Here is a 12,295-nt window from a genome sequence, read left to right on the forward strand (position 1 = left end):
CTTTGCGGCTGCGTAAACTAAGGCAGGCGGCTCCCGGTTACGGACTGGAACAGGAAGCCGATGCCGATCTTGACCGGTACCTGCAGCCGGTGATTGAGGGAGGGCAGCTCATCGTGCAGCCCCGGATACCGGGGTTATTGCCCCTGGCGTCTCCGAAATACAGCGAACTGCGCAAACGCGTCGAACAGCTTGACCAGGTGCCAATCATGCAGCCGTCGCCCGACCGTACTATACTCGTCATCAGCAGGCACAAATACTACCGTAACCTGACCGTTGAACTTATTGATGCCGAGTGTACGAAATCAGGTAAGCTGAAGCCTCCATTTACCCGCATACCGCCGCTGGATCTGATCTCCGCTACCACCGAGGCTACCCGGGCAAAATTCTATGCGGCTATCGCAACCTTGCAACAGCTGACCGCCGGCGGCCCCGATTCGATCGGGAACGCCCTATGTACCGTTGTCAGGGAAAACAATTACCGGCTGTATTACCATGACGATCAGCTCGGCGAGCAACTGGCATCCCGGACATTAATGCCCATACAAGCAGCCATCGCCCCGGATACCGTGCGGCTGTCAGTCACGTCCAACGATTCCTTCTATACCATTACAGGTACCCTTACGCTGGATGGCAAGCGGTACAGCCTGCAGGAACTGCCGTTTAAGTTCGGGTATTTTATCGTGCTTAATGAAGTGTTTTACCTGATTGCCAATCCGCTCTTGCTTTCAGTTGTAGCGCTACTGAATGAAAACGGTGGATCATTGCTTATTCATAGCAGCAAATTCCGTGCTTTTCAGCAACAGCTGCTTGATAAGTTAGCCGACCGCATCCCCATTGAATATCCCGATCTCAAGCCGGGTACTGCGCGGCAGCTGGCCGGGGGCGGCTTTGGTAAAGCGCCGGAACGGTTGATTTATTTGGCTGATTTTGGCGATCATGTGATGATTATACCCGTGATGCGGTACGGCGAAACGGAAGTGGCTATCCGTACGGAAAAACAGGTGAAGGCGGTTGATCGGGATGGAGGTGAGTTTCTGGTGCAACGGAATGGGGTGCTTGAACAGCAGTTTATTTCGCTGCTGATCAAACAGCACCCTTACCTGCTTGAGCAACTGGATAATCAACTGTATTATTTTTACCTGCATAAGCGGCACTTCCTGGATGAAGAATGGTTCTTGCCAGCATTTGAAGCCTGGCGTGAATTAGGTATTGAAGTATTTGGATTTAATGAATTGGATAACAATAAACTAAATGCCAATACAGTAAAAATAGATATTAAAATTATCAGTGGGCTGAACTGGTTCAACGCAACCTATGATGTTCGGTTCGGAAAGAAGCGGGCGTCGCTGAAAAAGATCCAGGCAGCATTGCGGAACAAGAGCAGATACGTGGTGCTCGACGATGGAACCCGGGGCATCCTGCCGGCTGCGTGGATCGAGAAATTCACACGGTATTTTCATGCAGGGGAAGTGCTCGACGATGCAGTCATCCGGTTTGCAAAGACAAATTTCGAAACGGTAGCCGCACTTTATGACGCCGCTATGCTAGACGAGCAGACGGCCAGTGAAATCGCAGCGTTGCGCAGCCGCATCCAGCATTTGGACTCCGTGCCACAGGTTGGAGAACCCAGTGCGTTGCAGGCCACCCTCCGTCCATACCAGCGACAGGGACTGGGATGGCTCCATTTTCTTGATGAGTGCAATTTCGGTGGCATACTTGCCGACGAAATGGGATTGGGGAAAACGGTACAGGTGATTGCGTTTATGCTGTCGCAACGGGAGGCGGGCAAAAAAGGTACCGACCTGGTTGTCGCTCCGGCCACGCTGATCTTCAACTGGCAACGGGAACTGGCGACATTAGCGCCTTCGCTGCGCGTGCTGACCCGCTATGGAGCCCGGCGCCTGAAGACAACCGATGGTTTCCGGGACTATGACGTGGTGCTCACATCGTATACGACCTTGCTGGCCGATATTCGCTTTTTGAAGCACTTTATGTTCAATTACGTATACCTGGATGAATCCCAGCACATCAAAAATCCAGAATCGCAGCGCTATAAGGCTGCCCGTCTGCTGCAGGCACGGAACCGGATCGCCATCAGTGGGACGCCGTTTGAAAACAGTTCGTTTGACCTGTATGGCCAGCTGTCTTTCGCCTGTCCCGGACTGCTGGGCAGCAAACGGTATTTTCGGGATATTTACGGCCGGCCGATTGATCAATTCGGTGACCGGAAGCGCAGGAAAGAACTCCAGCAAAAAATCCAGCCCTTTATCCTTCGTCGGACGAAACAGCAAGTAGCTGATGCACTTCCTGAGAAGGTTATCCTGACCCTATACAGCGAGATGCACGACGCCCAGCGGAAAATTTACGATGCCTATGAAAAGGAGTTCCGTGATTTTATCTGTGCGCTTTCCGGGGAAGAGCTGGACCGGAGTCCGATGTATGTGCTGCGTGGGCTAACGCGGTTGCGGCAGATCTGCAATTCGCCCGCGTTGCTGCCCGATGGCATGTTAAATACCGCCGTTTCGGCCAAGATTGAACTGTTGAAGGAGCAGATTACCGATAAGGCGCCTCACCATAAGATCGTTGTCTTTTCGCAGTTTGTTTCGATGCTGCACCAGATTGAACACATGCTAAAGGAGATTGCGGTACCGTACGTCAGCTTAACAGGTGCTACGCGGCAACGGGGACAGGTGGTTGATGCGTTTCAAGAAAACCCAACCGTGCGTGTTTTTCTCGTTAGTCTTAAAGCAGGCGGAACCGGCCTGAACCTTACGGCGGCGGATGTGGTATACCTGGTGGATCCCTGGTGGAACCCGGCAGTGGAAGCACAGGCGATTGACCGCGTACACCGGATCGGGCAGGATAAGAAAACGACAGCTTATCGGCTGATTACACCAAACTCCGTGGAGGAAAAGGTACGCCTGTTACAAGCTGCCAAGCAGACCCTGGCGGGCGGACTGGTAAGCAACGACACCTCGTTTTTCCAGGGGCTTGATCGGGATCAGTTACTGAACCTGTTGTCCTGACCAGGCGGCCCATAAAAACAAACACCCCCGGACAGCTTTTCTGACGGCTGCTGCCCGAAGGGTGCATGTTAGGTTTACCTGACCGGTTTCCTTAGTTGCGGTTTTCTGCTGTGGGTCCGCCGTCACGCTCCATAGATGGCTGTGCCCCATCATCAGGGACTTCGGATGTTAGTAAGGCCTGCTCTTGCTGTCCTTCCGAAACGGCGTTGCCATCGGGTTTGTTATCCGGGTCATCCGGCAGGAAGTCGGCTGCATGATGTGCAGCGATATGTGCTATGGCTTTCGTTGCGTAAATCAGAAAGAACACCTCAGTCAGTTTTTCGAGGTAACGGTATATCTTTGAGTCCTGCCGCTCATATTTGGAATAATCACCCAGTCTGTTCTCACTGAGTAGTGTGATCAGCAGTTTATCCATTAATCGCTGCCAGGCCCGCAGGGATTTGAAGGTGAAAAACTTATCGATGAACAGACCAATGTTGTCAAACTCCTTCCGGGACAGGCGATCGAACTCAAGATAAGTGCCTCGAAATAAGGTGCGGTCAAAAATAATGGCGGTGCGGGGGTATCGCGTAAGGGTGTAGTGTGGGGATTCCGGTTCGATTTCCCAGTGGCGGACCGCGTGTTTTAATACATAAATTAATTCAATGTGCTGGCAAATTTGTTGCCAGCAGAAATGCAGGTTGGCAAATTCGATCGGTTTTAATCCAACGCCGTTGGTGGCACTGACCCGGATGACCCGGTCGATATCACGCCTCCAATGCGCTAAACCGGTTACGTTACGGCAAAAGTACGCGATGGTATACAGTGGGTTTTTTGCCTCTTTCTTTGTTAAATAGCGAAAATGTGCCTGTTTTACGGATTTCATCGGAATAGGTTTGTTGGTTTGGTTGCAACAAAGATAGTATCTTTTGATAATATAACAAAACATTTTTTATTGTTTTTCAAATCTGCTGTGCCGGGCTGATTTGGTTGTGCGACAAATTATCCTTAACTTTGGATAAAATGTCGCATATGGCACTATCAAGTAAAAAGGAAATCAAGACGCATTGGACCATATCTTCCCTGCTGGGCGGACCGGATACGGTCGGCCGGCGCATCAAAACGGAATTTGACCTGATTGCACTGAGTAATGACGGACTGACCAAGGCATCGTTGGATGTGCTGATCGCTTTTCTGGGAATACCCAGAAAGCAGTTTGCGGAGGAGCTCCTCGGTATGTCGGTAAAGACCATCGAGCGTAAAAAAAGCGATGATCGGCTCGACCGGCACACTTCTTCCCATGTCATTGAAATCGCCAAGGTGGTGGAGCATGCAATTACCGTTTTTGAGGATGAAGAAAAGGTGCGCGACTGGCTGGCCACGCCGAATAGGGCACTGAATAACCTCTGCCCGCTGGAACTGTTTTATATGCCTACCGGACTTGCACTGGTGAATACCATATTGGGGCGCATTGAAGAAGGGGTGTACTCCTGATGTTGCTATACCGGATTGCCAAATCAGCGAAACGGGCTACAGACCTTTCGGGGATGGGTGCGCATACATTTGGCGGCCGGTGGAATAATCCGGGCGCTTATATGCTCTATACCAGTGAGAACAGCTCGTTGGCTTACCTCGAAAATCTGGTTCATTTTGATTCGGCCATTATTCCGCCGAAGTTGTTTATTCTGAGCATCGAAGTGAGCGGAGCCCCCGACCTGATTTATACGTTGCCCGATGCATCATACCCTAAAAACTGGATGAAGCTGGGTAACCTGGAAAATAAGCGCCTTGGTGATCGGTGGATGCATGAAGCCCGGTATCTTGGCATCCGCGTGCGCTCGGCAGTGAACCGGAAGGAGTTCAATTGCCTGTTGAATCCTTTATATGCCGGCTATCACGACCTCGTGAAAGTTGCATCGGTAGAACCGTTGCCGGTAGACAGCCGGCTCATCGACATCAACATGAGATAGGGGACGGGTGGGTGAAATGCTACTGTACCTTGCGTTTATCCCGGAACGTAACCATGAACAGCACAGCCAATACCAACGCATAGCCTGCGAAAGTAAACCAGATGCCTGGCCAATCCCTGACGCCTGCTGCATCCGTAAAATGATCCACAACCCAGCCACTGCCGATGCCGCCAATAATGGCGCCGAATCCGTTGGTCATGATCATAAACAATCCCTGTGCACTGGAACGGATTGCCGGGTCGGCCTCCTTTTCCACAAAGAGAGAACCTGATATATTGAAAAAATCGAAAGCCAGGCCGTAAACCACCATGGATAATACAAGCAGGTAAAGTTTATCAGCCGGATTCCCCAGGCCGAAGAGGCCAAAGCGCAACATCCAGGCGATGATGCTGAAAAGGATGACATTGCGGATGCCGAACCGGGTAAGGAAAAAGGGAATCAGCAGGATGAAGAAGGTTTCGGATAGTTGCGAGATGGAGAGCAGGAGATTGGGGTGCTGCACACCAAAGGATTCCGGATATGTGTTTTTGAAATCACTCAGAAACGGTCCGCCGAATGCATTGGTAATTTGCAGTGCCGCGCCCAGCATGAGTGAAAACAAGAAAAAAACAGCCATTTTCCGTTTCCGGAACAGCACCAACGCATCCAGTCCAAGCGAAACTGCCAGTGATTTTTTTCGCAGGCCGCCCGTATAAGGAGGAGATGGGGGTAAGGTAAATGCGTAACAGCCCAGCAGCAGGCCGGCCCCCGCCGCGACGTAGAGCTGATTGCCATGCGCCGTCCAGCCCAGGAAATCAACCGCCCACATAGCCAGAATAAAACCGACTGTGCCCCATACGCGGATGGGTGGAAAGGTCTTCACCACATCGTGGTTTTTCTGGGTCAGCACATTATATGAAACCGAGTTGGACAGGGCGATGGTGGGCATGTAAAACAGGGAGTTGAGTAGCATGAGCAGGTAAAACGACTGAAAATCGGTTACATTGGCCACACCGATCAACGTGGATGCGCCAATAAGGTGTGCCGCGCCAAGTACGCGCTCTGCGTTGACCCACCGGTCGGCCACGATACCTAATAATCCGGGCATGAATACGGATGCAATGCCCATGGTGGCGTATACGGATCCGATCTGGAACCCCGAAAAATTCAACTGGCTTCCCATATAGCTTCCCAGGGAAATCAGCCATGCTCCCCAAATGAAGAACTGGAGAAAACTCATTGCGATAAGCCGTATTTTTATCGACATAGATCGCCGGGATTTAGCTGATGGTCAGTGGAATTCGTTAGGAGGATTTTCTTCGGGTGATCTCATCCCGTATACGCGCTGCTTTTTCATACATTTCATCTGCCAGCGCTTTAGCCAGCGTTTCCTGCAACTGCTCTTCTGTCATCGACGAGTAAGATGCCGTGTCCGGAGCTGTCCTGGTTTCCGGATCGCCACCCGCGGACTCGATATTTTCGAGAAATACGAAATCATTTCCCTCAATGACAATACCGGCAGATGCCAGGATGAATTCGTAGGTGTACACCGGTGCTTTAAAACGTACGGCCAATGCAATAGCATCGGATGTCCGGGCATCGATTTCGGTCTGTTTCCGGCCGTCGTTGAAAATAATCTTGGCGTAAAAAATACCGTCCACCAGATTATAGATAATTACTTCCTCGATCTTGATATGGAACGTTTCCGCAAAGGTCTTGAAAAGGTCGTGCGTCAGTGGGCGGCTGGGTGTCATCTTCTCGATCTCGATGGCAATCGCTTGTGCCTCAAATCCGCCGATAATTATCGGCAGGCGCCTGCGGCCGGAAATCTCACCTAACACGAGCGCGTAAGCTCCAGACTGTGTCTGGCTATAAGATAAACCAACAATATCTAACTTAATCTTCTTCATGCCTGGTGCATTGCGCGAACTGCAAAGATGCAAAACTTAAGCTGGTATTACAAAATGCGATCTTCAAAACCGATTGGATAAAGATAGCATGATTTCGGGAAATGATCAAATTCACGAATTGCCTTTATAGGCTCGGATAGCAGCAGTCAGTCGGGGTACGACATCAAATGCGTCACCGACGATACCGTAGTCTGCTACCTTAAAAAACGGTGCCTCGGGGTCTTTGTTGATGACTACAATGGTTTTCGATGCACTTACTCCAGCTAAATGCTGTATGGCACCCGATATGCCGATGGCAATGTACAGGTTAGGGCTGATGGCGATACCGGTTTGCCCGACGTGTTCCGCATGCGGCCGCCAGCCGGCGTCAGACACCGGTTTCGAACAGGCGGTGGCGGCGCCCAATACATCGGCTAATTCTTCGATCATCCCCCAGTTTTCCGGGCCTTTGAGCCCGCGGCCGGCGGAAACAACAATTTCCGCTTCCGGCAACGGTACTTTATCCACGGCACGAACAATTTCCTTTATTACGGTGGTGAGGTCACGGTCATCGACAACCGGATTGAAAGCCTCAACCTGCGCATTGCCTCCGACTTCCCGTAATTCAAACGCATTGGGGTTCAGTGCGATCACCTTTTTTGGGGAAACCAACTCTGTATAGGCGAAGGCTTTACCTGAAAAAGCAGTCTTTTTTACCGTTAGGACATCGCCGGCAACCTCGGGCAGGTCAACTGCACCGTCGGCCAGGCCCGCCCCGAGTTTGGCCGCCACACGCGGTGCCAATCCCCGGCCGCTGAAGGTGTTGGAGATGATGATGACCGAGGCCCCTGATTGGTCAGCTGCCTGAGCGATGATGCTGGCATAGGCCTGATTGATGAAGTTTTTTAACCGCTCGGCGGATACGCTCCATACGTTTGAAGCACCGTAATTTCCCAATGCCTGTAATTCGGAAGCATCCACGTCGCCGATTGACAGGGCCGTTACGTTGGTGCCCAGCTGTTCGGCTACTGCCTTGGCATAGGAAACGGCCTCATGAGCGGATTTTTTGAATTTGCCGGCAACACTTTCTGTATATACTAAAACGGACATAGTTATCGTATTAGGCTAATGTAATGATGATAAACGAACATATTATACTGGCGCACGGTTAAATAACCCTGGCCCTGTGCAGTAAATCAACCAGTTTCTCGGTTTCTCCGGCATCAACCAGGGTAACAGCCCCCTTCGGGGCCGGAGATTCATACCGGATGACCTGTGTCAGCACGGGTACATCTACCGGATCGATTACCGTTAGCGGCTTGGTGCGTGCACTCATGATGCCCCGCATGTTGGGTATGCGGGGTTCAGCGACGCCTTCCGAGGTACCGATCGCTGCCGGCAATGGAATGGAAAGCACTTCCTTGCCGCCTTCAATTTCCCGTTCAGCCACGACTGCAGTGCCTTCGAGCGCGACCTTCTTCGCCGCGTTAACCGACGGGACGTCCAGCAGTTCTCCCACGAACGTAATCACCTGCGAGCCGTTGTAGTCAATGGACTCACGCCCGGCTAAAATAAGATCGAATCCCTGGTCTTTTGCGTAACCTGCAACCTGGTTGGCTACAAACCAGGCATCACGGGGGGCGGCATTTACACGTACCGCCTCATCCGCTCCCGTTGCCAGGGCCTTCCGGATGGTGGCGTCAGTAGCTGATTCGCCCACATGGATTACCGTTACCGAGCCGTTGCCGCCTTCCGTCAGTTCAAGTGCCTTCGAAAGCGCAATTTCATCGTAAGGATTAATGATGTACTGAAGGCCGGTGGTGTTGAGCTGGGTATTATTATCGGTAAACGTGATTTTTGAAGTAGTATCGGGGACCTGGCTAATGCAAACTAATATCTTCATGAGCAGTCGTTTTCACAAACCTACCATAATTTTTCCATATTTGAAACGGAGCGCACCAACCCTGTACACAATCGTCCGTCGAATATGTACCTTTGTAGCGATCATTATCCGATTCTTATGACAAGCCCACGCATCCAGCAGTTAATTGAATTTCTGAACGACAACCCAAACGACCCGTTTTTGCTGTACGCCCTCGCCACGGAATACCTCAAGGCGGGTCAGACGGCCGACGCACTTCGTTACTACGAACGGTTACGGACCGACCATCCGGACTATGTAGGCACTTATTATCACTTGGGTAGATTATACGAAAGCCTCGGCGAAAGGGACAATGCAATTGCCACCTACCGGCAGGGCATGGAGGTCGCACAACAGAAGCGCGACCGACACGCGCTCTCGGAATTACAAGCCGTGTATCAGAGCGCCCTTGGATTGGATGAAGATGATGAAGATTAGCGATGTGCTCCGTTATACCGTTCCGGGATTATCGACGTCTATAGCCGAGTCGTGTGTGCGGCCATGGCTACGGTCGCTGTAATCTTTCTTTTTCAATGCCTCTTCCTTTTCCAGCGATTCCTCCTGCTCAAGGGTAACCCTCGGAAATTTCCGGTCGTCCCTGCTGTCATTTTCCCGTGAAGTATTGATGGGTTTTTTCGTTTCCATTTTTTGTCCTCCTGTTTTACCTGTTATGGAAACAAGCGGGAGGAACTATTGTTTCCCCGGATCAGACTTTGTCGAGGCAGCACTCCTTAATTTTATCGACAACGTAGTCAATATCTGCCCGTGTGTTGTATTTGCTGAATGAAAAACGGACACAGGGGCGCTGCGGATCTGCGCCGATTGCCTGAAGCACATGGGATCCGATATCGGAACCGGAGCTGCACGCACTTCCCCCGGACGCCGAAATACCTGCGATATCCAACGTAAAGAGCATCATATCGGCAATATCCGTGCACGGAAAAGAAACATTAAGCACCGTATACAGGCTATTTTCCGGCGCTATGGCCCCGTTAAACCGTATATCGGGTATGTTGGCAGTCAGCTGGTCAATCATGTAGCTTTTAAGGCCCTGGATATATTGCCGGTGCTCTTCCATGTTCGCGTGGCAGATTTCCAGCGCCTTGGCAAGGCCGACAATGCCATATACGTTTTCGGTGCCGCCGCGCATGTTGCGTTCCTGCGCGCCGCCATGGATAAACGGCTTTATCTTCGTGTTGTGGTTTACATAAATAAATCCAACACCCTTAGGACCGTGAAACTTATGCGCAGCTCCCGTAACGAAATCGATCTGCAGCTTATGGAGATCATGGGCGAAATGGCCCATCGTCTGTACAGTGTCCGAATGGAAGACAGCGCCATACTGCTTGCAGAGCGCGGATACATATTCAATATCGGTAAGCGTACCGATTTCATTGTTCGCATGCATCAACGAAACAAAGGAATGCGGATTTTCCCGTAGCAACTGCTCCAGTTGCTGCAGGTCTACGTATCCCTGGGCATTTACCCCGAGTTTGCTTAACCGGATGGTCCCGGTCCGCTCCAGCTCCTCCAGGGTATGCAATACCGCATGATGTTCCAGCGGCGAGGTGATGGCGTGGCTGATGCCATTATCAATGATCCCCCTTACGATGGCAGTATTGTCTGCTTCGGTGCCTCCCGATGTAAAAAATATCTCGGCCGGCGACACGTGTAACAGTCCCGCCACCGTTTTACGGGCTTTTTCAATAATGGTTTTTACTTTGCGGCCATGCGCATGGATCGACGATGGGTTGCCGAAATCGTTTTCCATGGTTTCGACCATTGCATTGATGACCTCAGGGTCAATAGGCGTGGTAGCCGCATTGTCTAAGTATACTTGCATAGTTGCAAAGGTAATGGAATGTTGGCTAATACGCAACGGCTTAAGACTGTGCCTGTTTGCGGTACCTGGATCTTCTTCCGAAGGTCACCAGCAGCACGGTGCCGAAAATCAGGCTTCCCGCGCACCCGGCATAAGCCAGGTAATCGCCTGCACGCACATAAAAGGTAATCGCCTCATTCAGGTTGATATCCTGTTTCAGCGCATCGGCGGTCCACCAGCCGGTTTGCTGGACCACATCTCCGCGTTGATTGATGAACGCCGAGATTCCCGTATTTGCCGAACGGGCCACCCAGCGCCGGGTTTCAATGGCACGCAATTTGGCGTAGGCCAGATGCTGGTCTTTCCCTGCCGTATTGCCCCACCAGCCGTCATTGGTGATCACGGCGATGAATTGTGCCCCCTGCTCGACGTATTCGGCAACATAGCTGCCCCATATGGATTCGTAACAGATTACCGGAGCGGCACCAATGCCACTTTGCGAGTAAAAGACCGAGGGCGCTTCCTGGCTGCCATATCCTCCCGTTGTGCCGCCGAATGCCTGGAATAGCGGGGTCATGAACGCCAGGGCGCTTCCGAAGGGCAGCTGCTCCACGCCGGCGACCAGCTTGGATTTGTGGTAAAACTGCAGCCGGGCCGAATTTTCAACTAAAACGGCTGCATTAAAGGCATCGTAATACAACTCAGCCCCTTCGAACTTACGCGCCGTAGGTGTTTCGGGCTGATGGTACACACGGTAACTTTCGATCCCCGAAAGCACATTGCCATTTTTGTAATTGGAGAGAAAATCCTGCAGGCGGAGAAATGCGGGGTTTTCGCGGAACTCGTCTTCATTATATCCCCGTGGACTGGCGATAGCCGTTTCCGGCCAGATAAAGAACTCGGTGTTTGGCTGGGCTACCGAGTCAGCCAACCGGATCAGCTGGTCGAGCTGGGACTCGGGAGAAAGGAAACTGTATTTTCCGTAAGGATCGATGTTGGGCTGAACCACAACGATATCAGCCGGGTTTATGTGCTCTTCGTAGGTTGCGTACCGGTAGAGGGACCAGCCGGAAGGTAACGTAACCAGGAGCAGAAAACCAACGAACCATTTGTATCGATGGATGGGGCCGAATTTGTCTTTGACCGATAATATCCCCATAAACAGCAGTATGTTAGCCAGCCAGATCCAAAGCGTACCTCCGTATACTCCGGTGTATTCGTACCATTGGACCAACGGATGGCTGCTGGCAAACCCATTGCCCAGGTTCATCCATGGAAAAGCCAGATCCCAGGTCTGGTGCAGGTATTCATACGTTATCCAGAACGAAACCAGTCCGGCCATCGAAAGCCCGATGCCGTGGTGCTTGCGCAGCTGGTAATACAGCCGGAATGCCAGCGCCATCAATACGGCGGCCAGCGCGAAGGGGATAAGCGATACCAACGCGGCGGCGTAGACCGGCATTGCTGCATTCAGCGCATTGAAAACCCAGTAAATGGATGCGGTATTCCACAGCAGTCCCGTAAAACCACCAAGCAGCGTTATTTTAAGGCCTTTCTTGTTGTACGGGCCCCGCATAACCGCTTCCATGGCCCACAACAGCGGTACAAGCGCTATCCACAGGAGCGGCGCGGTAAATGGTATGGGTGGCCAGGCTAACCAGAGCAGGAATGCGCTTAATAAGGCCAGTAGGTAATTTTTTTTCACGACG

General features: G+C 51.7%; 12 protein-coding genes. 4 read left to right on the forward strand and 8 right to left on the reverse strand.

Going from position 1 to position 12,295, the window contains the following annotated elements:
* The coding region (locus ABWO75_RS06540) for a DEAD/DEAH box helicase (protein WP_353183783.1) at positions 1 to 3,026 on the forward strand (3,026 nt) is incomplete at its 5' end.
* A 91-nt stretch (positions 3,027 to 3,117) separates the two neighbouring features.
* Here the strand turns inward: ABWO75_RS06540 and ABWO75_RS06545 are convergent.
* The gene (locus ABWO75_RS06545) at positions 3,118 to 3,891 is read right to left on the reverse strand and encodes a hypothetical protein (protein WP_353183785.1); all 774 of its coding nucleotides are present in this window, start codon (positions 3,889 to 3,891) and stop codon (positions 3,118 to 3,120) included.
* A gap of 146 nt (positions 3,892 to 4,037) precedes the next feature.
* Here ABWO75_RS06545 and ABWO75_RS06550 point away from each other — a divergent pair, with 146 nt between their 5' ends.
* Together ABWO75_RS06550 and ABWO75_RS06555 are read left to right on the forward strand one after the other, a co-directional pair.
* Positions 4,038 to 4,499 (forward strand): Xre family toxin-antitoxin system antitoxin, encoded by a 462-nt coding sequence (locus ABWO75_RS06550; RefSeq protein ID WP_353183787.1) that lies wholly within the window; start codon positions 4,038 to 4,040, stop codon positions 4,497 to 4,499.
* A complete protein-coding gene (locus ABWO75_RS06555; protein WP_353183789.1) occupies positions 4,499 to 4,975 on the forward strand; it encodes an RES family NAD+ phosphorylase in 477 nt (158 codons plus the stop codon). The genes ABWO75_RS06550 and ABWO75_RS06555 overlap by 1 nt, the downstream gene beginning before the upstream one ends.
* A gap of 19 nt (positions 4,976 to 4,994) precedes the next feature.
* On the opposite strand, the gene ABWO75_RS06560 is transcribed toward ABWO75_RS06555, so the two are convergent.
* From ABWO75_RS06560 to ABWO75_RS06575, 4 genes are all read right to left on the reverse strand, one after another.
* Positions 4,995 to 6,221 carry a nucleoside permease gene (locus ABWO75_RS06560; RefSeq protein ID WP_353183791.1) on the reverse strand — a complete coding sequence of 409 codons (1,227 nt, stop codon included), beginning with the start codon at positions 6,219 to 6,221 and terminating at the stop codon, positions 4,995 to 4,997.
* 37 nt (positions 6,222 to 6,258) lie between these two features.
* Positions 6,259 to 6,864: a bifunctional nuclease family protein gene (locus ABWO75_RS06565; protein WP_353183793.1), complete on the reverse strand. Its 606-nt coding sequence runs from the start codon at positions 6,862 to 6,864 to the stop codon at positions 6,259 to 6,261.
* A 111-nt stretch (positions 6,865 to 6,975) separates the two neighbouring features.
* Entirely contained in the window at positions 6,976 to 7,953 is a 978-nt protein-coding gene (locus ABWO75_RS06570) for an electron transfer flavoprotein subunit alpha/FixB family protein (RefSeq protein WP_353183795.1), read from the reverse strand.
* 58 nt (positions 7,954 to 8,011) lie between these two features.
* Entirely contained in the window at positions 8,012 to 8,746 is a 735-nt protein-coding gene (locus tag ABWO75_RS06575; protein WP_353183797.1) for an electron transfer flavoprotein subunit beta/FixA family protein, read from the reverse strand.
* Positions 8,747 to 8,863: 117 nt separating this feature from the next.
* Here ABWO75_RS06575 and ABWO75_RS06580 point away from each other — a divergent pair, with 117 nt between their 5' ends.
* Entirely contained in the window at positions 8,864 to 9,202 is a 339-nt protein-coding gene (locus ABWO75_RS06580; RefSeq protein WP_353183799.1) for a heme biosynthesis protein HemY, read from the forward strand.
* 12 nt (positions 9,203 to 9,214) lie between these two features.
* On the opposite strand, the gene ABWO75_RS06585 is transcribed toward ABWO75_RS06580, so the two are convergent.
* The 3 genes from ABWO75_RS06585 to lnt form a co-directional block, all read right to left on the reverse strand.
* Positions 9,215 to 9,409, reverse strand: coding sequence for a hypothetical protein (locus ABWO75_RS06585; protein WP_353183801.1), 195 nt, complete (start codon positions 9,407 to 9,409; stop codon positions 9,215 to 9,217).
* A 61-nt stretch (positions 9,410 to 9,470) separates the two neighbouring features.
* A complete protein-coding gene (locus ABWO75_RS06590) occupies positions 9,471 to 10,607 on the reverse strand; it encodes a cysteine desulfurase family protein (RefSeq protein ID WP_353183803.1) in 1,137 nt (378 codons plus the stop codon).
* Between the two features lie 40 nt (positions 10,608 to 10,647).
* Positions 10,648 to 12,291 (reverse strand): apolipoprotein N-acyltransferase, encoded by a 1,644-nt coding sequence (gene lnt / locus ABWO75_RS06595; RefSeq protein WP_353183805.1) that lies wholly within the window; start codon positions 12,289 to 12,291, stop codon positions 10,648 to 10,650.
* Between the last annotated feature and the right edge of the window lie 4 nt (positions 12,292 to 12,295).

It is taken from the genome of Parapedobacter lycopersici (assembly GCF_040395035.1).
Taxonomy (GTDB): Bacteria; Bacteroidota; Bacteroidia; order Sphingobacteriales; family Sphingobacteriaceae; genus Parapedobacter; species Parapedobacter lycopersici_A.